Here is a 19,863-nt window from a genome sequence, read left to right as displayed (position 1 = left end):
GCAACGCGCGATAATTTAGTGGACATTTAGCGCCATGAATCTGGAGAGAAACCCATGAGCAAAAAAGTTGCAGTGATCCTGTCCGGCAGTGGCGTGTACGACGGCGCCGAAATCCATGAAAGCGTGATCACCCTGCTGCGCCTCGACCAACGTGGCGCGCAGGTACAGTGCTTCGCCCCGAACATCGCGCAATTGCACGTGATCAACCACCTGACCGGCGAAGAAATGCCCGAGTCGCGCAACGTCCTGGTGGAATCCGCGCGCATTGCCCGCGGCAACATCAAGGATATCCGCGATGCTGACGTCGATGATTTCGATGCGCTGATCGTGCCGGGCGGTTTTGGTGCGGCGAAGAATCTTTCGAACTTCGCCGTCGAAGGCGCTGGCTGCAGCGTGCAGCCGGAAGTGCTGGCGCTGGCCGAGGCATTTGCCGAAGCGGGCAAACCCGTCGGCCTGATGTGCATCTCGCCGGCACTCGCGGCGAAGATCTACGGCCCGGGCGTGACCTGCACCATCGGTAACGACACCGACACCGCCACGGCGATGAACAAGATGGGCGCCACCCATGAGGATTGTGCGGTAACGGAAATCATCGAAGACAAGGCGCGTAAACTGGTGACGACCCCGGCTTACATGCTGGCGCAGAACATCAGTGAGGCGGCTTCGGGGATCAACAAGCTGGTCGACCGTGTGCTCGAACTGACCCACGAAAACGACGCCTGATCCCCCGCAGCACACACGACAACTGTGGGAGCGAGCCTGCTCGCGAATGCGGTGTGTCATTCAACTCGATGTTGTCTGATACAACGCCTTCGCGAGCAGGCTCGCTCCCACAGGGGATTTGTGTAGGGCTTAAGGTTTTCGCGTCAGTCGGGTGAGAATCCGGTCCAGTGCATTGGCGAACGCCTGCTTCTCGCGATCGCCAAACGGCGCCGGCCCGCCGCTCATCTGGCCCTGCTCGCGCAGATCGGTGAACAGGTTGCGCACGGCCAGGCGCTCGCCCATGTTCTGCGCATCGAACTCCTTACCGCGCGGATCCAGCGCCGCGACGCCCTTCTTCACCAGCCGGTCGGCCAGCGGGATATCGCTGCAGATCACCAGTTCACCAGGCACCGCGTGCTCGACCAGATAATCGTCTGCCGCATCCGGGCCGCTCGGCACCACGATCAGTTTGACGATGGCCAGCCCCGGTTTGATCTGCGGCTGCCCGGCCACCAGCACCACTTCAAACTGACGCTTGAGGGCGAACTTCACCACCAGATCCTTCGCCGCCCGTGGGCAGGCGTCGGCATCGATCCATACACGCATTTTCTTTACCTCTAAAAGCAAAAGATCGCAGCCTGCGGCAGCTCACAGAGTGCGCGTCGTGCCGCAATATTGCGACATGCTACGCCCCTGTAGGAGCTGCCGAAGGCTGCGATCTTTTAAGGGAGCACTCAATCAAGCAGCCGAAACCCGCCGCTTCTCCGCCACCCAACTACGCCCATACAACACACCAATCGCCAGAATCGCCACCGCCTGCGCCGTTAACGAATACGCATCGGCATGAATGCCCAGCCAATCGAATTCAAAGAACGCCACCGGCCGCGTGCCGAAGATCCCGGCTTCCTGCAAGGCCTTCACACCGTGCCCGGCAAACACCACCGACAGCGCACACAGCAGCGCCGCGTTGATGCTGAAGAACAGCGTCAGCGGCAGTTTCGCCGAACCGCGCAGAATCACCCACGCCAGACCCACCAGCAGCACCAGCGCCGTCGCCCCGCCCGCAAGCACCGCGTCATGCCCGGCAGGACCGGCCTGCAACCACAGGGTTTCGTAGAACAGGATCACTTCGAACAACTCGCGGTACACCGAGAAGAACGCGAGGATCGCGAAACCGAAACGTCCGCCGCCACCAACCAGGCTGCTCTTGATGTAATCCTGCCAGGCCGCTGCGTGGCGACGGTCATGCATCCACACGCCGAGCCACAAGACCATGACACTGGCGAACAGCGCTGTTGCGCCTTCGAGCAGTTCACGCTGCGAGCCACTGACATCGATCACATACGCTGCCAGCGCCCAGGTGCCGAGGCCGGCCAGCAGCGCCAGCCCCCAACCGACGTTGACGCTGCGCACCGCCGATTGCTGGCCGGTGTTACGCAGGAAGGCGAGGATCGCCGCCAGCACCAGAATCGCTTCCAGACCTTCGCGCAGCAGAATCAGTAAACCGGAGATGTAGCTCAGCGACCAGCTCAGACCATCGCTGCCAAGCAGGCCGGCAGACTCTTTTAACTTGGCCTTGGCCACGTTCAGGCGCTGCTCGGCCTGCTCGACCGGCAAGCCGTCCTGCAACGATTGCCGGTACGCCATCAGCGATTTTTCGGTGTCCTTGCGCACGTTGGCGTCGACGTTATCCAGCGAGCTCTCGACCAGCTCGAAGCCTTCCAGATAGGCCGCGACCGACAGGTCATAAGCCTGATCGTGATCACCGGCGCGATACGCCGCCAAGCTCTTGTCCAGCGTTGCGGCGGTGTAGTCGAGCAACTGCGCCGGACCACGCTTGACCTGCGGCGGCTGCGCGCGTTGCGCACGAAATGTCGCCGCCGCTTGCGGGCCTTCGGCAGCCTGCACTTCGGCCGGGGTCTGGCGGGCCAGATCGGCGATGTTGTAGCTCTTCTCCGACTTGGCCGCCGCCGGATCGGCGCTGAAGCCGGCGATGTAAGTCGCCAGATCCCAGCGCTGACGATCGTCAAGCTGATCGGCAAACGCCGGCATGTCGGTGCCTTCGACGCCTTGGCCGAGGGTGTTGTAGATCGCGTACAGGCTCAGGTGATCCAACCGCGCCGCATCACGCAGATTGGCGGGTGCCGGGGTCATGCCGAGTCCCGCCGGGCCGTCACCGGCGCCGCTGTCACCGTGGCACACCGAGCAATTCTGCGCATAGAGCGGTGCGCCGCGAGTCGGATCCGGAGTGATGATCGGTGCCTGGCTGACTTCATAGGCTACCGCCAGTTGCGCGCCCAGTTGCCGCGCCTGACGAGCCACTTCGGCGCCGTCCTGCTTCGCGGTGATCGCTGCCTTCAATGCGCTGACACCTTGCTCCAACGCAGCTTTTTCAGGCTTGGCCGGCATGCCGGCGATCAAGCCTTGCAGCGCTTGGGTGAACTCCAGTTGCTCGCGATATTCGGAGTCATCGACCACCTTGCCTGCGGCTACCGTCGGCGGGTAGTCGGCGCTGATGTAGTCGAGCAGGTGCAGCGCTTGCGGTGCGCCTTCCGCGGTATCGGCCAGCAGATTGAAGCTGCTCAGGGCAAACAGCGGGAACACCAGCCAGGCCAGGAAACGGGACGAGGCAGTCATGAAGAATTCTCAAATGGAAATGCGAAGTTACATATTGTTCACTTCGAACGCATTTCCCTCAAGCTTTGTCGATGCCGCGTCAGACATGACGCGAGCTATCGGAGAAAAAAACGACACATCACTTAGCCACTATTGCACCCTATACTGCGCTAACTGTCGCATTTCCCGCTCAAGGATGAACCCCTTTCATGCGCCATCGCTTGCACTTGCCCCTGTTGATCGCCGCCGTTGTGCAACTGAGCGGCTGCGGTGCGTATCGCAATTACGATATGGAACTGCAACAGACCACCGACCAGTTCAAGGCCGGCAACATCGACAGCGCCCTGTCCGTGATCGAAGCGAACAATCCGGCCCCGGAAAAAGACCTGCTCTACTATTTCGAAAAGGGCGCCGTACTGAGTGCCGGCGGCGAGTTTGCGCAGAGCCAGACCACCTGGCGCAGCGCCGAGCAGATGATCATCGAGCGCCAGGACACCATTGAAACCACCGGCGACAAGTTGCTCGCCGCCATGGGCGATCACTGGGGCAGCATCATCAATGACAAGCTGCGCCGCTACGATGGTTACGACTACGAAAAAGTCATGCTGACCACACAAATGGCCCTCAACCAACTGGCCATGAATGATTTTGACGGCGCCCGTGCCGACATCAAGAAAACCCACGAGCGCGAAGCGCTGATCGCCCGCCAGCGGGAGCTGGAATACGAGCGTGTCGAAGAAGCGGCCAAGGCCAGCGGCGCCCGCGTCCATTACAAGGATCTGCAAGGCTACCCGGTGGTCATGCTGGAATCTTCCGCCGTCATCGCCTTGAAGAACGGCTATCAGAGCGCGTTCAGTCACTATCTTGCCGGCTTCACCTATGAAGCGCTGGGCGAGAAAGATCTGGCAGCGCCCGGCTATCGTCAGGCAATAGAACTGCGTCCGGACATGGCGTTTTTCCAGCAGGCATTGCGCGACCTCGACAGCCCTGGACTGAAGGTAGACGAAAGCGATGTGCTGATCATCGTGCAGAGCGGCCTGGCGCCGGCTCGCAGTTCCGTGCGCGTGCCCTACCCGGTGAAGTTGGCGGACGGGCAAGTCATCGTTGCCAATGTATCGTTTCCCGTGATGGTCCCTGACACCTCGACCCCGGCGTTCAATCAAGTGAGCATCGACGGTCGTCAGAAAAAGCTGATCGCCGTCAACAGCATTACCGACATGTCCTTGCGTACGCTGCGTGACGACATGCCGGGCATTATCCAGCGCACAACCTATCGGGCATTTCTGGCGGCCGATGTTCAGGCAACGGACAATCGACGCGATCCGAGCAAAGCCTCCTACGTCACTCACTGGGATGGCTTCGAGCAAGCCGACACCCGTACCTGGCGAACCCTGCCCAACCTCACCCAAGTTGTGCGCCTGCGCCTGAAAAAAGGTGAGCACCTGATCAGCCTGCCCAACGCGCCCGGGGCTGCGCCACTGAAAATCCGCATCGACCAGAACCGCCAGGTCATCAACTTGCGTGCCTTGGATGATCGGGTGTTTGCCAATGGCAGCGCATTCCAGTCGGACGGGGCGTCGGCAAGGAGCGTGGTATCCAACCTGAAATAAGCAATGGCACCAAACTAACAAGTGAGATTAAAAAGCTATTACATAGCCATCACCGCCTGCTTATAATGCCGCGCCCGCGTTATTGCGCTCGGGCATTAAAGCTCCTCAGGTTATGAGGAATTGGCAGGAGGCCAGCGCCACTGCCGATGGGTCACACCAGCCCGACCAGCATCCGCGGCTGTATTACTCCAGGGAAGAAGTACCCCCATGGCATTCCGCGCCCCCACTCTGATCGCGCTCAGCGCCGTCACTTTGCTGTCCGGCTGTTCGGCGTTTCGCAACTACGACTCGGAACTGGCACAGACCAACCAGCAACTGGCCACCGGCAACGTCGACGCCGCGCTGACTTTGCTGGAAAAGAACAACACCGGCCCCGACAAAGACCTGCTCTATTACTTCGAGAAAGGTGAGTTGCTGCGCGCCAAGGGCGACCTTTCGGGCAGCCAGAATGCCTGGACCAGCGCCGATGGGGTGGTGGGTCAGTGGGAGGACTCGGTCAAGCTCGACACCGGTAAGTACCTGGCTCAGTTCGGCAGCTTCATCGTCAACGACAAAGTGCGTCGCTACGAAGGCTACGACTACGAAAAAGTCATGCTGACCACGCAGATGGCCCTGAACCTGCTGGCGGTCAATGACTTCGACGGCGCACGTACTGCGATCAAGAAAACTCACGAACGTGAAGCAGTGATCGCCGACCTGCGCGACAAGGAATACCTCAAGAGCGAAGAAGAGGCCGAAAAAGAAGGCATCAAGACGCAGTACAAGGACTTGCAGGGTTATCCGGTCGCCAGCCTCGACGCACCGGAAGTGGTGGGTCTGAAGAACAGCTACCAGAGTGCCTTCAGCCATTATCTGTCCGGCTTCGTCTATGAAGCGCTGGGCGAAAAAGGCCTGGCTGCACCGGGCTACCGCAAGGCTGCCGAACTGCGCCCGAACACGCCGCTGCTGGAGCAGGCGCTGGTCAATCTCGACAAGCCGAGCAAGTCCGACGACAGCGACATTCTGATCGTGGTGCAAAGCGGTCTGGCGCCGGCCCGTGATTCGATCCGTGTGCCACTGCCATTGCCAATCTCCAACAACGTGGTGATCACACCGCTGTCGTTCCCGATCATCAAACCTGACACCTCTACGGCGACGTTCGCGCAAATCGGCGTCGACGGTCAGCAGGTCGATCTGACCGCGCTCAACAGCACCACCGCCATGTCCCGCCGCGCCCTGCGTGACGACATGCCGGGGATCATCCTGCGCACCACCGTGCGGGCGATCACCAAAGGCGTGGCGCAGAAGCAGATCAACGAAACCAACCCGCTGGCCGGTCTGGCCGTCGGTATCTCTTCAGCTGTGCTCGAAGGTGCCGATACCCGTACGTGGCGCACCCTGCCGGACTACACCCAAGTGGTGCGTCTGCGTCTGAAAAAGGGTGAGCATCAGGTTACCCTGCCAAGCGCCGTGGGCGGTTCGGTGGTCAAGGTCACTGTCGATCAGCGTTATCAAGTGATCACTTTGCGCGCCGTGGGCAACCAGGTGTTCGCCGGCGGCCTCGCCGCACACGTCATCCCGAGCGCCGGCGCGACCAACGTCGCCAGCCTCAAACAACCTTAAGAACGGAGTCTTTGCATGCGTTTCAAACTCATCGCCGTCGCCGCCCTCGCCTTGCTGGCGAGCGGCTGCGCCACCCCGCCACCGCCAGAGCCGGGCAGCGCCGCGAGCAAAGTCGTGGCCATGGGTCCGCAGAAACACATCGTCGTCGGCGCCATGCGCGTCGCCCGCGAAAACGGCTTCATGACGGTCAATGTGCAGTTGAGCAACACCCTCAACAGCAACAAGATTTTCTACTACCGCTTCGCCTGGCTCGGCGCGGAAGGCTTCCCGATTGCCGAAGAAGAAGTCTGGAAAAGCCAAATGATGTACGGCGCCCAGACCAGCTTCATTCAAGGCATCGCCCCGACCCCGAAAGCCGTGGACTTCCGTCTGGAAATCAAGACGCCGTAAGCCTGCCACCCTATTCCTGTTTTAGAGAGCACTCCCATGTTTGCACGCTTTTCCTGCATCGCCGTTATCGCCCTGCTGGCCTCCGGTTGCGCCAACACTTCGCCGACCCTGGGCAGCAAGAACATCAGCTACGGCGACACCAAAGCGGTTGAAACCGTAACCAACGAATTCGGTTCGACCGACCTGCAAATGATCGCCGAATCGATGACCCGCTCGCTGGCCCAGTCCGGCATTCTGCAGGGTCGTCCGGTGGTTCAGGTCTACGACGTGAAGAACAAGACCAGCGAGTACATCGACACCCGCGAAATCACCACCAGCATCAAGACTCAGCTGATGAAAACCGGTGTTGCGCGTTTCGCCAGCGACAACAACGCCATGCAAAGCCAGGTTGACCAGCTCAAGCTGCAAAACCAGAGCGGCCTGTACAAGAAGAGCACCGTGGCCAAGACCGGCAACATGGTTGCCGCCAAGTACCGCATCGAAGGCTCGATCAGCTCGATCGTCAAGCGCAGCAGCGACTACAAGGACGTCTTCTATAAATTCAGCCTGCAACTGATCGACGTTGAAAGCGGTCTGGCCGAGTGGATGGACGAAAAAGAGATCCGCAAAACCACGGAGCGTTAATTGATGCGCGCATGGATTGGCATGATGGCCCTGGCTTGCGCGTTCAGCGTGCAAGCGGCCCCGAAAGTCGCGGTGACGGATCTGGCGTATCAGGAACGTGTGGAGCAATACATCCACATCGTTTCCGCTCAGAGCAATCATCGCGAGGGTTACTACAGCTCCAGCGGCTCGTCGAGCTACAACGAGATCGAAGCGAGCACCAGCTACATCGAGCAAGGCGAGCTGCGCAAATTCACTGGCGACATCAAGGGTGAAATCCTGCGTACCGGCATGTTCCAGCTGGTGCAGGGCACGCCGTACACCGCGTCGTCCAAGGGTGACGTTTATGACGTGATCAAGCGGATCAAGGCCGGCAACTTCAAAGGCGCCGACTATGTGCTGTTTGGTACGGTGTCGGACATCGACTTCACTCAGGACGTCAACGAGCTGGCGCACACCGACAGCTATTCGGCGGTACTGGGCCTGACGTTGGTGGCGGATTTCAGCCTGATCAACACCAAGACCTTCGAAATCACTTCGGCCTTCACGGCGATGGGTGAAGCGCAGGACACCAAACTGGTGAACCATCGCGACATCAAGATCTCGCTGAACCGCCCACGAGTGGTGCGTGACGTGTCGAAGGCGCTGGGTGAAGACGTGGCCGGGCAACTGAGCATGCAGCTCGGTGGCGGTGGTTACGAGCAGCCGCGCGAAGCGCCGCAGCGCAACAATCTGCCGCGCGATACTGCGCCAGTGATTCTGCGCTGATGACTGGCCCCTGATCATTCCCATGCTCCGCGTGGGAATGCATCCCGGAACGCTCCGCGTTTCAGCCAAAAAAAAGGCGACCCGCAAAGGTCGCCTTTTTTTGTGCCTGCGCGGTTTATGCTGCCGCTTTACGCAACGTCGCCATAAACGCCGCCGCGCCGATGAACAGCCCGGCAAATGTACGGTTCATGCGCTTCTGCTGCTGCGGGGTGCGCAACAGACGCAACACCTTCGACGCCAGACCGGTGTAGCCCGCCATGACGATCAGGTCGACACAAACCATGGTCACGCCGATCACCACGTACTGAATCAACAGCGGCGCATGCGGGTTGATGAACTGCGGCAACACCGCGAGCATGAACACCAGGGCCTTGGGGTTGCTGATGTTTACCAGAAAGCCACGGAACACCAACGCCAGCGGTTTGCCGATCGGCCGCACTGCTGCGTCATCGCTCATGTCCATGGGCAGTGCACGCCACTGCTTGATGGCCAGATATACAAGATAAGCGACACCGAACCATTTGATCGCGTGGAAGGCCGTGGCCGAAGCGGTGAGGATCGCGCCAACACCGGCGCCGACAATCGCAATCTGCACCGCCAGACCGATTTGCAAGCCGAGGGCGTTCCAGTAACCACGCCAGAAACCGTATTGCAGACCGCTGGACATCGACGCAATGGCGCCAGCACCCGGGGACAGACTGATCACCCAGCAGGCGGCAAAAAACGCCAGCCATGTTTGAAGCTCCATCGCACACCTCGACTCATGCTCGTGACAAATGCCTAAGCTAATGCGGGTTTGAATGGATGACTACCGATTTTTTGCTGAATGTTGCAGGTGCTGCTGAGGGCCCCTTCGCGAGCAAGCTCGCTCCCACAGTAGACCGCGATCAAATGTGGGAGCGAGCTTGCTCGCGAAGGCGTCAGAACAGACGCCGCAGAATCTACTTCTCGAAACCGCTCGACGGAAACACATCCGTACCGCGCCAACGCCGCACCGAGCGCTGGAAAAACAAGCTGTTCGGCACCTGCACCATCGCGCTGCCAGTGCCCAATTCCTCAGCCTCGATCAACGTGGTGTAGAGCAGATTGATCGCCACCACCCGGCCTTTGACGCCTGGCTTGTCGGTGGTATCGACCAGCTCGACGATATCCCCGAGGCGAAACGGCCCGACGGTGAAAATCAGAATCGCGCAGAGCAGGTTCGACAGCACGCTCCACATCGCGAAGAACGCCACCGCCGCCACCGCGACGAACCCCGACAGCGCCGTCCACAACACCGTGGCCGAGACACCGAGACGTTCCAGCACAAAGATCAGTGCACTGCCCATGATCAGCCAGCGCAGCACACCACGCAGCGGCATCAGCAACTGCGGCGGGAACGGATAGCGCTCACCCAATCTTGTCAGGCCTTTGGCGACGAAGCGCTGGGTGAGGTAACCGGCCAGCAGGATCAGCAGAATCTGCACGACAAACCAGATCGGCTCGACCCACTCCGCCGGCAGCGGCAGCTTGAACGCATCCATCAGGACAGCGCCTCCAGCTCCGCTTGCATGCTTTCCAATACCTCGAGGGCTTCCATCCACGCCTCTTCCAGCTCGCCTTCACGAACCTTCAGCTTGGCCTGTTCGGCGAGCAGATCACGCAATTCGTTCTTGCGTGCCGGCTCGTAGATGTCGCTGTCGCCGAGGCTGGCGTCGACCTTGGCGAGCTTCTCGTGAAGCTTGCCCAACTCGGCTTCGAGCTTGTCGGCTTCACGCTTGTGCGGGGCCAATTGCTGACGCAACGCAGCTGCGGCCTGACGCTGAGCCTTCTTGTCGGTCTTGTCCGGGTTCACCGGCGTATTGCTGACTGGCGCGTTGCGCTGGCGGTATTCCACCAGCCAGCGCGCATAGTCTTCGAGGTCGCCATCGAACTCTTCGACCTTGCCGTCTGCGACCAGGTAGAAGTTATCGGTGGTGCTCTTGAGCAAGTGCCGATCGTGAGACACCACCAACACCGCACCGCTGAATTCCTGCAGCGCCATGGTCAGCGCCAGGCGCATTTCCAGGTCGAGGTGGTTGGTCGGTTCGTCGAGCAGCAGCAGGTTTGGTCGTTCCCAGGCGATCAGCGCCAAGGCCAGACGCGCCTTTTCACCACCGGAGAAATTCAGCACTGGCTCATCGATGCGTGCGCCACGGAAATCGAAGCCGCCGAGGAAGTCGCGCAGAGTCTGCTCGCGTTCGCTCGGCGCCAGACGCTGCATGTGCAGCAACGGACTGGCCTTGGAATCCAGCGAGTCGAGCTGATGCTGAGCGAAGTAGCCGACCACGGTGTTCTCGCCACGGGTCAGGCGCCCGGCGATCGGAGACAGCTCGCCGGCAAGGTTCTTGATCAGGGTCGATTTACCCGCGCCGTTCGGCCCGAGCAGGCCGATCCGCGCACCCGGGGTCAGTTGCAGCTTGACCTTCTCGAGGATGGTTTTGTCGCCGTAACCGAGGCTCGCATCAGACAGATCGATCAGCGGGCTGGAGATCTTGCTCGACTCGCGGAAAACGAAATCGAACGGCGAATCGACGTGGGCCGCCGACAGCTCTTCCATCCGCTCCAGGGCTTTGATCCGGCTCTGCGCCTGACGGGCCTTGGTCGCTTGCGCCTTGAAGCGGGCGATGTAGCTTTCCATGTGCGCACGTTGCGCCTGCTGCTTCTCGTAGGCCTGTTGCTGCTGGGCCAGACGCTCGGCACGGGCGCGTTCGAATGCGGTATAGCCGCCGCGATACAAAGTGATCTTGCGCTGATCGACATGCGCCACGTGGTCGACGACTTCGTCGAGGAAATCGCGGTCGTGGGAAATCAGCAGCAAGGTGCCCGGGTAGCTTTTCAGCCACTCTTCGAGCCAGATGATCGCGTCGAGATCCAAGTGGTTGGTCGGTTCGTCGAGCAGCAACAAGTCCGACGGGCACATCAAGGCCTGCGCCAGATTCAGACGCATCCGCCAGCCACCGGAGAAATCACCGACCTGACGATCCATCTGCTCGTTGGTGAAACCCAGACCGGCGAGCAACTTGCGCGCTCGTGCGTCGGCGGTGTAACCGTCGGCGCTGTCGAGTTCCGAGTGCAGGCGGGCCTGAGCGGCACCGTCGTGCGCGGCTTCGGCGGCGGCGAGGTCACGTTGCACCTCGCGTAGACGCAGGTCGCCATCGAGCACATAGTCGACGGCAAGCCGCTCGAGCGTCTCGATTTCCTGGCGCATGTGGGCGATGCGCCAGTCGGCCGGCAAGAAGCAGTCACCCGAATCCGGGTGCAGCTCACCCCGGATCAAAGCGAAAAGGCTCGATTTGCCGGCGCCGTTGGCACCGATGAGGCCGGCTTTGTGGCCGGCGTGCAGGGTCAGCTCGGCGTCTTCTAGCAGACGTTGCGGGCCACGCTGTAAAGTCAGGTTCTGAAGTCGGATCATAATGGCGGCGGAGTCTACCAGCTTCGCTCACAACTGGCGCGAGTAGCACGATGTCCTCTGACCTGTGGAGCTTTTCCCTTGCCACCTACGCCCGACCGGGCGTGGAAGACGCCTGCCTGCAACTGCAAACGGCGGGGGCCAATGTGTGCCTGCTGCTGTGCGGCTTATGGCTGGAACAACGTGGCGCAACCTGCGACGAACAACGCGTAAGGCAGCTTCAGGCGCTGACCGGACAGTGGGATATCGAGGTGGTGCAGCCGCTGCGAACCCTGCGCATGCAATGGAAAGCGCGGGCGGTGGATGACGCGGTTTTGAAAGGCATGCGCGAGCAGATCAAATCACTCGAGCTGGAAGCTGAGCGAGCGTTGCTGTCACGGCTTGAGGGTGTGGCGCAGGAGTGGATGCAAAACGACGCAGGCTCGGAAACCTGGCTGGAAGAATTGGCCGGCACAGCGGCCAGCCCGAACCGCGACGCGCTGCAAGTGCTGCGCGTCGCGGCAACCGGCACTTAGGAAGCGCTGGTCGGGTTGTTGCTGACGCTCCACGCAGCGGCTGGCGATGGCGTAGTCGATGGCGTCGAGGTAGTAGCGGCTGGAGCAGGTGCCGATGGCGCAGCCGACGCTGCCGGTGCGGCTGGCTTAGCAGCAGGCGCGGTAGCCGGTTTAGCAGCAGCTGGTTTGGCAGCGGCTGGCTTTTTAACGGCTGGTTTTGCGGCAGGTTTTGCAGCTGGCTTGGCGGCTGGTTTTGCAGCAACAGGCTTGGCAGCAGCGGCCGGTTTAGCGGCTGGCTTGGCTGCCGGTTTGGCGGCGGCATTCACGGCTGGTTTGGCAGCAGCTTTTGCTGGCGCTTTTGCAGCAGGTTTGGCGGCAGCTGGTTTAGCGGCAGTCTTGGCAGCTGGTTTTGCAGCAGCAGGTTTAGCTGCGGCGGTTTTCGCTGGAGCAGCTTTTGCTGCAGCTGGTTTGGCGGCTGGTTTAGCAGCGGCGGCACGGGTAGCCGGCTTGGCAGCGGCAGTACGCGCAGCAGGTTTTGCCGCCGTGCTTTTAGCCGCTGGTTTTGCAGCGCTCGCCGCAGCAGGTTTCTTCGCTGCAGGTTTTGCGGCCGCTTTGGCAGCTGGTTTTGCAGCGGCTTTCACCGGTGTTTTTGCAGCTGGCTTGGCAGCGGTTTTAGCAGCAGCTTTTGCAGCAGGCTTGGCCGCCGCGGTTTTCGCTGGAGCTTTTGCAGCAGCAGGTTTGGCAGCTGCTTTCTTCGCCGGTGCCGCTGCCGGTTTGGCTGCACGCGAGGACAACACTTTGCCCACGGCTTCTTGAACGCGACCAACACCTTGGGCCAGTTTCAGGCTTTCCTGGGCATCGCGCTTGAGTTGCAGAATGTAGCTGCGGGTGTCGGACTGACGATCCTTCAAGGCATCGAGAAGGTCTTCCAGTTCTTTCACTGCGCCCTTGGCTTTGGTCTGTGCCTTGGCTTTGCCGGCGGCAGCTGCGTCCTGCAATTTGGTGCGGGATTTATGAAGTTTTTCCTGCGCCTTGCCGCGTTGCTTTTCCAGTTTGGCGAGCAGTTTTTCAGCATCAGCCAAGGCTTGGGAGCAAGCGTTTTCCAGATGCTCGAGCAAGCTGCCCGAGAGTTGTTGGAGTAAGTGCAACGGAGTATTTACAGGCTTCTTGGTGGCCGACATGGTTTACCTCCTGGCTGACGTGGGTGCGGCTCATACTAGACCTCTGCAGTTACCGCCGCTAGGGCATCTTGACAGTATCGATTGCGTTGCGTTGCACCGAATCGAAAATGTTCTGCGCGAAGTCAAAAGCAGTTCACCGTTGCAGACGTTCGCGCTGGCATAATCCACCGCATCTCAGGACGGAGAGTGCCCATGTCGCGCTACTTTTTTTTATCCCTCTGGATGATTTTTTCGGCCGCTCACGCGGACGAAAAAACCACCGCGAACGATGCTCACGATCTGGCCTACAGCCTCGGTGCCAGCCTCGGTGAACGGCTGCGCCAGGAAGTCCCGCAATTGCAGATTCAGGCGCTGATCGATGGCTTGCAGCAAGCCTATCAAGGCAAGCCGCTGGCACTGAGCGAAGCACGCATCGAACAGATTCTGGCCGATCATGAAGCGCAACATGCCGAACATTCTGCGCAGCCTTCGAGCGACGCGGCGATGGAAAACGAGCAACGTTTTCTGACCGCTGAAAAAGCCAGACCGGGCGTAAAAGAACTGGCCGACGGCATCCTGCTCACCGAGCTGACACCTGGCAATGGCACCAAGGCCGGGCCTGACGGAAAAGTGCAGGTGCTGTATGTCGGTCGACTGCCGGATGGCACGGTGTTCGATCAAAACACTCAGCCGCAATGGTTCAACCTCGACAGCGTGATCGCGGGTTGGCGCACCGCGCTGCAGAACATGCCGGTGGGAGCAAAATGGCGACTGGTGATTCCGTCGGATCAGGCCTATGGCGCCGACGGTGCCGGCGACCTGATTGCACCGTTCACACCGCTGGTATTTGAAGTGGAATTGCGTGGCGCGACGAGTTGATCGGGCAATAAAAAACGGTGCGCTTTCGGGCGCACCGTTTTTTTTGATCAGGATTCGGGATCAGGCCTGAACCGGATCTTCTTCCTTGTGTGCTGTGTGCAGCACTTCAATCAGGCAGTCTTCCAGCTCGAAGCGCTCGTGCAGCAGGCCGCCGAGTTCCTTGAACTTCTCGGCTACGCATTTGCCTTCATCGCACAGATCGTTGAAGGCGAGCAGCTTCTCGGTGATGACGTCGATGCGCGGATAGATCGTCTCGGCGAGTTCCAGACCACGCTTGTCGTTGAACGCCTTGGCTTCGCCAGTCAGCTGTTCGTAGATTTCGAAGTGCCCGGCCGAGACGTAATCGACCAGCACACCGCAGAATTCCTGCAGAGGCTTGCGGCTCTCGGACAGCGACTCAGGCTGTGCACCGAGTTTGTCGTAGGCACCGATCAGATCTTCACGCTCTTGCAACCAGCGGTCGATCAGCAGATGAACTCCACCCCAACGTTCCTGAGCATTCTGACAACTTTCGAGCATGGCGATCTCTCTTCCCTTGTGGGTCATGCTGCTCTACACCCGCGCCCCTCTTTTGATTTTGCCTTGGGGAACGGCCGGGCAGAGCGTCATCGAGCAACATAAATCCAATGACACGTGCGGGCCAGATTATGCCCGCGCGCCTATGGCTTCAAGGTACGCAGGAGATAAAGTTCATACAAGTGTTTAATCCCGCAGCAGCACCGAGTGCGACGCTTCGCCGCTGAGCGGGCGTTGCAGAGCACTCCAGACCAGCCGCAACAATTGATACACCGCCAGAATCGAGACGGCGACAAAGAACAACAGGCTCCACTCCGGGATGCTCAGGTCGAACAGGGTCCAGGAAATTTCCGCACAATCGGCACCGCCGCTAAACAATGTTTGCAAGGCACAGATCCATGGCAGACCGCTGAATAAGGCCTCGGGAGCTGGCGAGCAATTGAGCAGGTGCAGCAGCGGATCGCTCTGTATCAATACCTGCCGCCAGGCCGCCGTGGTGCCTCCCATGCTCGCGCCCAAGGTCAACAGCCAGTACAACCACAGACCAACACGCCTGGGGCCGTGCACCGCTGCCACACCACTGGACACGCACAGTAGCGTAAGGAACAGACGCTGCACCAGGCACAGGCTGCACGGCGTCAGGCCGACAGCATATTCAAGATAATAGGAAGCTCCCAGAGCAAAGGCCCCCGCAGTGAAAGCCATGAAGAACAAGGAGCGTGAGCAGGCCAACGACATGGCTTTTCCGTAACAGTAGAGACAGACGGTTACGGTAGAGGAAAGCGTGTCAGCCTTTCAAGGCAAGGCCCTGCCGACAGTTCACCAGAGGTGTAGGGAAAACCCGACAGGTTCGATAGGAATCGGTGTAGCCCGTTGTAGGAATTTGCCTCAGGCGCTCAACGAAGTGGAAAATTCAGCCACAAAAGGTAAGCGAGGGAGCGAACTCCCTCGCCACTTCAGACATGGGCCGGAACCGGCAACGGCGCGGCCAGCAGGCGCTCGTCCAGCAGACCAAGGCCTTCCTGGAACAACTGATTGCTGCGCTCGGTATCGCCCAACTGGGCGAGCAGGCGCGCCAGCTCCGCACAGGCCTCGGGATTGCGCTGCACACGCAGACTGCTTTCCAGGTAATCCCGTGCCTTGCCCCACAGACTGGTTTGCAGGCACAGTCGGCCGAGGGTCAACAGCAAGCTCGGATCGTTCGGATGATCCTTCAGCCAGCCTTCGGCGGTTTGCAACTGACGCGCTGGATCGCTACCGCGCACCAGACCGTAGAGACGGGCCAGATGGCTGTCGTACTTGCGCTTGAGGGCATTGCGCAGCACTTCTTCCGCTTCGACCTGAGCGCCCAACTGACGCAGTTGTTCGGCGTACGCCAACACCAAGGGTGGCTCCTGACGTTGAGCTGAGGTGAGTTGCTCCCAAGCGCGCGTGAGCGACTGCAAGCCAACGGTCCCGTCCTCTTCACGCTGCGCTGCCAGCGACAGGTTTTCACCCCAGGCGCGGCGTTCCAGTTCAGCCAGTTCGGCGGGTGGCAGGACTTTGTCCTTGCGCAACTCCGGCAGCAAACGAATCACCGCCGACCATTCGCCGCGCTGCTGATACAAGCGCTGCAACTGACGCAGCGTCTGTGCATTGCGCGGATGGCGATCGTGCATCGCTTGCAGGGTGACCAAGGCACCGTCGGTATCGCCACGGTCGGTCTGCAACTGCGCATGACTCAGAGCAATAGCCAGTTCTGCTTGAGGCTGACGCTCCAGTGCGCGCTCCAGCAAACGATCGCACTCTTCGTAATTGCCTTGCTCATTGGCTGCGCGGGCAGCGCCGAGGTAGTACAGCAATGGCTGACGCTCGGCTTCAGCTGCTCGATAAAGATGACGCTGAGCACTGGCCCAGCGACCTTCGGCCAGATCCAGTTGACCGTGCTCGATCGCTACCTGCACGCGCCGACTGCGGTTACGGCGCGACCAGGGATTGACCACGCCCGTGGAGGTCATGACCAGCTCGACCAACGCCTTGATGCCCCAGATCAGCAGCCACAACACTGCGATCACCGCCAGTGTCGCCCACAGGCTCGACTCGTAGCGGAAGCTCTTGTAGGCCACCAGCACGTAACCGGAATGCTCGGCAATAGCCAGACCCAGTGCCGCCGTCGCCGCTATCACCAGAAACACAATCACATACAGGCGTTTCATGGCGTAGCCTCCTGCGCGGTGCTGGCGGCAGGTTTGGCGAAAGGTTTCACCGATTCTTCGGCATTGACGTTGCGCCGCTCAAGATAGGCTTGCACCGCACTCAGCGTGCCGGCCAAGTCCGGCGTCGTGACCGTGACCGGTTCCTTGCTTAGCTCGGCAACCTGTTCGAGCATCACTTTGCTTTGCGGATTGTCCGGGTTGAAATTGCCCTTGAGGACATCACGCGCCTCAGCCAGCGCCTGGGTGTAGACCGGCGCCTGACCGTTGAGCGCGGCCCACTGCGCCTGCTCCAGCGCCAGGCTCAGGGCCAGACGCACTTGACTCAGGCTCTGCCCGGCCAGCAGCGGCCGCACATTCTTGTCGGCATTGAAATCGATACGGATGTAGCGCGAGACCTTATCCCACCACTGCGCCCAACGACTGGCGCCATCACCGTCGGCAGTCAGGCCCAGCAGCGATTCACCGCGATCCTTGTACTCCGGCGCCAGCTCGGTGAGGTCGATGACTTGATCACGCAGCGCGCCGAGACGCAGGAACAAACCGGTACGATCCGGTTGTGCAGTGCTGCGCAGCGCCACGAGGGTTTTCGCCACTTGCTCGCGAGCGGCGAAGGAACCGGGATCGTTTTGCTCACGGAGGATTTCGTCAGCTCCCTGCACCAGCGCTTGAGCGCTGCTGATGTCCTGCAACGCCGAAAGACGCAGGCTGGCCAGACGCAGCAGATGCTCGGCCTCGGCCAGGCGCCAGTCCTTGCGGCTGGCGCCCAGCACCGTTTCAAGACGTTGATTGAGGCGCTGTTGGTCGCCCTGGAGTTGCGTCACCAGACGCTGGCGCTCGGCAAGTTCGTCGGCCCCTGGCAACTGCGCGAGGCGCTCGGTCAGGCGCTGTTCATTGAGCTTCAGGCTCTGCGCCTGATCGTTCAACGCCTGCACTTCACCGGACTGCTGCTGAGTGTTGGTCTGCAGGTGACGGACCTGCCAGACACCCCAGCCGCCGATCGCGACACCGGCGGCGCCGAGCAACAAGGCGACGATGGCCAATCCATTGCCTCGGCGCGGCTCTGTGGCCGGCGGTGGAGTTTCAACCTGGGGTTCAATCACAGGCTGGACGTCATCTTTTGGCAAGGCTGTTTCGCTCACGTATCCATCCTTTGCATTAGAAAACGGGTACGGGATGCTCCCGTAGCGCCGTCAGCAAAGCCGCGGCACTCGCGCCGCGGCAATCCACAACTGTTTGAGCCCCGGCGGCAAGTGCCAGCTCGGCGACTCTTGGGCTTGGAACAAACAACGGCAATTGCGCAATTGTTGGCCAGGCATCGCCGGCCATCTGACGCAGGTGCTCGAAACCCTGTCCACTGCTGACCACCAGCCCGTTCAAGCGTTCCGCTTCGATCCGCCGTGGCAGTTCATCCGGGGCATAGGCTGGCAGGTCGCGTCGATACAATTCCAGATACTCGACACTAGCACCTAGCTCGCGCAAACGCTCGGCGAGCAGTTCACGCCCACCCTCTCCACGCAGGATCAATACCTGCGCCCCGGGCTGACCGACCGCTGCACGCAGACGCGGCAATTGCAGCAAGGCTTCACTGTCATCGCCATCGGCCGGGAAGCTGACGTCGAGGCCATGCTCGCGCAGAATCTGTGCGGTCGCCGCGCCGACGCTGAACCACGGCATTGTCAGCGAAGACGAGTTGCCGAGCAGATCCAGCGCAATGCGTGCCGCCGGCTTGCTGACCACGATCACCGCGTCGCAACGCGGTAACCGCGCAATCGCCTGACGAATATTGTCAGAGACCGGCAGCGCAACAATGTCCAGAAGCGGCAAACAACTACTGAAAAAACCCTGCACTGCCAACGTCTGCGCCAGCGCCGTGCAGTCATCCGCAGGGCGGGTCAGCAGCAGGCGCCAGCCAGTCACTCGTGACCCGCCTCGCCATAGACCGCTTTGAGAATATCGTCGGCGCCCTGGCTGAGCAGATCTTCGGCCACCTTCACGCCCAATCCTTCGGCATCGGCACGTGGCGCACGAGCTTCGGCGCTAAGCAGCTTGCCACCGCTCGGTTCACCGACCAGACCGCGCAACCACAACTGCTCGCCTTCCAGCACGGCGTAGCAGGCGATCGGCACTTGGCAGCCGCCATTCAGATGTTTGTTGAGGGCACGTTCGGCAGTGACGCGCGACGAGGTGTCGGCGTGATGCAGCGGTGCGAGCAAGGCGTGGATTGCAGTGTCAGCGCTGCGGCATTCGATACCGACTGCACCCTGGCCACCGGCCGGCAGGCTGTCATCGACACTGATCGCCGAAGTGATGCGGTCTTCAAAACCGAGGCGGATCAAACCGGCTGCCGCGAGAATAATTGCGTCGTACTCGCCGGCGTCAAGCTTGGCCAGGCGGGTGTTGACGTTGCCGCGCAGGAAGCGAATTTGCAGATCCGGGCGACGGGTCAGCAATTGCGCCTGACGACGCAGGCTGGAGGTGCCGACAATGGCGCCGGCAGGCAACGCATCGAGGCTGGCGTAGGTATTGGAAACGAAGGCATCACGCGGGTCTTCGCGCTCGCAGATGCAGAACAGACCGAGGCCTTCCGGGAAGTCCATCGGCACGTCTTTCATCGAGTGGACGGCGATGTCGGCTTCGTTTTCCAGCAACGCGGTTTCCAGTTCTTTGACGAACAGACCCTTGCCGCCGATTTTCGACAGGGGCGAATCGAGCAGCTTGTCGCCGCGACTGACCATGGGCACCAGCGTCACCAGCAGACCCGGATGGGCCGCTTCCAGACGGGCTTTGACGTATTCGGCCTGCCAGAGGGCCAGCGCACTTTTACGGGTGGCGATGCGGATTTCGCGAGAGGACATGGATCAATCCGTACTGAATAGATACGGCGGATAATAACAGCTC

20 protein-coding genes are annotated in these 19,863 nt (G+C 60.7%); 8 read left to right on the top strand and 12 right to left on the bottom strand.

Annotation, left to right across the window (positions count from 1 at the left end):
* Positions 1-54: 54 nt before the first annotated feature.
* The gene (elbB, locus tag ACOYXE_RS23815; RefSeq protein ID WP_160059851.1) at positions 55-723 is read left to right on the top strand and encodes an isoprenoid biosynthesis glyoxalase ElbB; all 669 of its coding nucleotides are present in this window, start codon (positions 55-57) and stop codon (positions 721-723) included.
* 129 nt (positions 724-852) lie between these two features.
* Here the strand turns inward: elbB and ACOYXE_RS23810 are convergent, their stop codons facing one another.
* Together ACOYXE_RS23810 and ACOYXE_RS23805 are read right to left on the bottom strand one after the other, a co-directional pair.
* Entirely contained in the window at positions 853-1,308 is a 456-nt protein-coding gene (locus tag ACOYXE_RS23810) for a YaiI/YqxD family protein (protein WP_007911138.1), read from the bottom strand.
* A gap of 132 nt (positions 1,309-1,440) precedes the next feature.
* Entirely contained in the window at positions 1,441-3,339 is a 1,899-nt protein-coding gene (locus ACOYXE_RS23805; RefSeq protein ID WP_460926734.1) for an FTR1 family protein, read from the bottom strand.
* Between the two features lie 188 nt (positions 3,340-3,527).
* Here ACOYXE_RS23805 and ACOYXE_RS23800 point away from each other — a divergent pair, with 188 nt between their 5' ends.
* The 5 genes from ACOYXE_RS23800 (at position 3,528) to ACOYXE_RS23780 (ending at position 8,291) form a co-directional block, all read left to right on the top strand.
* Positions 3,528-4,928, top strand: coding sequence for a COG3014 family protein (locus ACOYXE_RS23800; protein ID WP_460926733.1), 1,401 nt, complete (start codon positions 3,528-3,530; stop codon positions 4,926-4,928).
* A 207-nt stretch (positions 4,929-5,135) separates the two neighbouring features.
* Positions 5,136-6,530 (top strand): COG3014 family protein, encoded by a 1,395-nt coding sequence (locus tag ACOYXE_RS23795; RefSeq protein WP_160059854.1) that lies wholly within the window; start codon positions 5,136-5,138, stop codon positions 6,528-6,530.
* Positions 6,531-6,545: 15 nt separating this feature from the next.
* Entirely contained in the window at positions 6,546-6,920 is a 375-nt protein-coding gene (locus tag ACOYXE_RS23790; protein ID WP_007911131.1) for a YcfL family protein, read from the top strand.
* 36 nt (positions 6,921-6,956) lie between these two features.
* Complete coding sequence (gene lpoB, locus ACOYXE_RS23785) at positions 6,957-7,544, top strand: penicillin-binding protein activator LpoB (RefSeq protein ID WP_016772610.1); 588 nt, start codon at positions 6,957-6,959, stop codon at positions 7,542-7,544.
* Between the two features lie 3 nt (positions 7,545-7,547).
* Positions 7,548-8,291: a penicillin-binding protein activator LpoB gene (locus ACOYXE_RS23780; RefSeq protein ID WP_160059855.1), complete on the top strand. Its 744-nt coding sequence runs from the start codon at positions 7,548-7,550 to the stop codon at positions 8,289-8,291.
* A 115-nt stretch (positions 8,292-8,406) separates the two neighbouring features.
* Here the strand turns inward: ACOYXE_RS23780 and rhtB are convergent, their stop codons facing one another.
* The 3 genes from rhtB to ACOYXE_RS23765 form a co-directional block, all read right to left on the bottom strand.
* Positions 8,407-9,039, bottom strand: coding sequence for a homoserine/homoserine lactone efflux protein (gene rhtB, locus ACOYXE_RS23775; RefSeq protein WP_034152015.1), 633 nt, complete (start codon positions 9,037-9,039; stop codon positions 8,407-8,409).
* Between the two features lie 193 nt (positions 9,040-9,232).
* A complete protein-coding gene (locus tag ACOYXE_RS23770; RefSeq protein WP_160059857.1) occupies positions 9,233-9,814 on the bottom strand; it encodes a mechanosensitive ion channel family protein in 582 nt (193 codons plus the stop codon).
* Positions 9,814-11,724 (bottom strand): ATP-binding cassette domain-containing protein, encoded by a 1,911-nt coding sequence (locus ACOYXE_RS23765; RefSeq protein WP_160059858.1) that lies wholly within the window; start codon positions 11,722-11,724, stop codon positions 9,814-9,816. Before ACOYXE_RS23765 ends, ACOYXE_RS23770 begins: the two co-directional genes overlap by 1 nt.
* A 50-nt stretch (positions 11,725-11,774) precedes the next feature.
* Between ACOYXE_RS23765 and ACOYXE_RS23760 the strand changes: the two genes are divergently transcribed.
* A complete protein-coding gene (locus tag ACOYXE_RS23760; protein ID WP_460926732.1) occupies positions 11,775-12,236 on the top strand; it encodes a TIGR02444 family protein in 462 nt (153 codons plus the stop codon).
* On the opposite strand, the gene ACOYXE_RS23755 is transcribed toward ACOYXE_RS23760, so the two are convergent.
* Complete coding sequence (locus ACOYXE_RS23755) at positions 12,233-13,396, bottom strand: AlgP family protein (protein WP_460926731.1); 1,164 nt, start codon at positions 13,394-13,396, stop codon at positions 12,233-12,235. The genes ACOYXE_RS23760 and ACOYXE_RS23755 overlap by 4 nt on opposite strands.
* 192 nt (positions 13,397-13,588) lie before the next feature.
* Between ACOYXE_RS23755 and ACOYXE_RS23750 the strand changes: the two genes are divergently transcribed.
* The gene (locus tag ACOYXE_RS23750) at positions 13,589-14,254 is read left to right on the top strand and encodes an FKBP-type peptidyl-prolyl cis-trans isomerase (RefSeq protein ID WP_160059861.1); all 666 of its coding nucleotides are present in this window, start codon (positions 13,589-13,591) and stop codon (positions 14,252-14,254) included.
* A gap of 60 nt (positions 14,255-14,314) precedes the next feature.
* Here the strand turns inward: ACOYXE_RS23750 and ACOYXE_RS23745 are convergent, their stop codons facing one another.
* The 6 genes from ACOYXE_RS23745 to hemC form a co-directional block, all read right to left on the bottom strand.
* The gene (locus tag ACOYXE_RS23745) at positions 14,315-14,773 is read right to left on the bottom strand and encodes an Rsd/AlgQ family anti-sigma factor (protein WP_064116385.1); all 459 of its coding nucleotides are present in this window, start codon (positions 14,771-14,773) and stop codon (positions 14,315-14,317) included.
* Positions 14,774-14,956: 183 nt separating this feature from the next.
* Positions 14,957-15,508, bottom strand: coding sequence for a disulfide bond formation protein B (locus ACOYXE_RS23740; protein WP_160059862.1), 552 nt, complete (start codon positions 15,506-15,508; stop codon positions 14,957-14,959).
* Positions 15,509-15,726: 218 nt separating this feature from the next.
* Positions 15,727-16,965: a heme biosynthesis protein HemY gene (locus ACOYXE_RS23735; RefSeq protein ID WP_405122672.1), complete on the bottom strand. Its 1,239-nt coding sequence runs from the start codon at positions 16,963-16,965 to the stop codon at positions 15,727-15,729.
* The gene (locus ACOYXE_RS23730; RefSeq protein ID WP_405122671.1) at positions 16,962-18,104 is read right to left on the bottom strand and encodes a uroporphyrinogen-III C-methyltransferase; all 1,143 of its coding nucleotides are present in this window, start codon (positions 18,102-18,104) and stop codon (positions 16,962-16,964) included. The genes ACOYXE_RS23735 and ACOYXE_RS23730 overlap by 4 nt, the downstream gene beginning before the upstream one ends.
* Before the next feature lie 16 nt (positions 18,105-18,120).
* Positions 18,121-18,882, bottom strand: a complete 762-nt coding sequence (locus tag ACOYXE_RS23725) for a uroporphyrinogen-III synthase (RefSeq protein WP_160059865.1) — start codon at positions 18,880-18,882, stop codon at positions 18,121-18,123.
* Positions 18,879-19,820: a hydroxymethylbilane synthase gene (hemC, locus tag ACOYXE_RS23720; RefSeq protein ID WP_160059866.1), complete on the bottom strand. Its 942-nt coding sequence runs from the start codon at positions 19,818-19,820 to the stop codon at positions 18,879-18,881. Before hemC ends, ACOYXE_RS23725 begins: the two co-directional genes overlap by 4 nt.
* Positions 19,821-19,863: the final 43 nt, after the last annotated feature.

It is taken from the genome of Pseudomonas sp. MC6 (assembly GCF_054790575.1).
Note: the sequence above shows the minus strand (reverse complement) of the source record. Positions and strands in the feature narration are given on the sequence as shown.

Excerpts from the sequence above, each read along its gene's own strand:
- hemC (WP_160059866.1), bottom strand. The coding sequence starts at position 19,820 with ATGTCCTCTCGCGAAATCCGCATCGCCACCCGTAAAAGTGCGCTGGCC.
- ACOYXE_RS23805 (WP_460926734.1), bottom strand. The coding sequence starts at position 3,339 with ATGACTGCCTCGTCCCGTTTCCTGGCCTGGCTGGTGTTCCCGCTGTTT.
- ACOYXE_RS23765 (WP_160059858.1), bottom strand. The coding sequence starts at position 11,724 with ATGATCCGACTTCAGAACCTGACTTTACAGCGTGGCCCGCAACGTCTG.
- ACOYXE_RS23740 (WP_160059862.1), bottom strand. The coding sequence starts at position 15,508 with ATGTCGTTGGCCTGCTCACGCTCCTTGTTCTTCATGGCTTTCACTGCG.
- ACOYXE_RS23735 (WP_405122672.1), bottom strand. The coding sequence starts at position 16,965 with ATGAAACGCCTGTATGTGATTGTGTTTCTGGTGATAGCGGCGACGGCG.
- ACOYXE_RS23745 (WP_064116385.1), bottom strand. The coding sequence starts at position 14,773 with ATGCTCGAAAGTTGTCAGAATGCTCAGGAACGTTGGGGTGGAGTTCAT.
- ACOYXE_RS23790 (WP_007911131.1), top strand. The coding sequence starts at position 6,546 with ATGCGTTTCAAACTCATCGCCGTCGCCGCCCTCGCCTTGCTGGCGAGC.
- ACOYXE_RS23750 (WP_160059861.1), top strand. The coding sequence starts at position 13,589 with ATGTCGCGCTACTTTTTTTTATCCCTCTGGATGATTTTTTCGGCCGCT.
- ACOYXE_RS23810 (WP_007911138.1), bottom strand. The coding sequence starts at position 1,308 with ATGCGTGTATGGATCGATGCCGACGCCTGCCCACGGGCGGCGAAGGAT.
- lpoB (WP_016772610.1), top strand. The coding sequence starts at position 6,957 with ATGTTTGCACGCTTTTCCTGCATCGCCGTTATCGCCCTGCTGGCCTCC.
- elbB (WP_160059851.1), top strand. The coding sequence starts at position 55 with ATGAGCAAAAAAGTTGCAGTGATCCTGTCCGGCAGTGGCGTGTACGAC.
- ACOYXE_RS23800 (WP_460926733.1), top strand. The coding sequence starts at position 3,528 with ATGCGCCATCGCTTGCACTTGCCCCTGTTGATCGCCGCCGTTGTGCAA.
- ACOYXE_RS23795 (WP_160059854.1), top strand. The coding sequence starts at position 5,136 with ATGGCATTCCGCGCCCCCACTCTGATCGCGCTCAGCGCCGTCACTTTG.
- ACOYXE_RS23780 (WP_160059855.1), top strand. The coding sequence starts at position 7,548 with ATGCGCGCATGGATTGGCATGATGGCCCTGGCTTGCGCGTTCAGCGTG.
- rhtB (WP_034152015.1), bottom strand. The coding sequence starts at position 9,039 with ATGGAGCTTCAAACATGGCTGGCGTTTTTTGCCGCCTGCTGGGTGATC.
- ACOYXE_RS23755 (WP_460926731.1), bottom strand. The coding sequence starts at position 13,396 with ATGTCGGCCACCAAGAAGCCTGTAAATACTCCGTTGCACTTACTCCAA.
- ACOYXE_RS23770 (WP_160059857.1), bottom strand. The coding sequence starts at position 9,814 with ATGGATGCGTTCAAGCTGCCGCTGCCGGCGGAGTGGGTCGAGCCGATC.
- ACOYXE_RS23760 (WP_460926732.1), top strand. The coding sequence starts at position 11,775 with ATGTCCTCTGACCTGTGGAGCTTTTCCCTTGCCACCTACGCCCGACCG.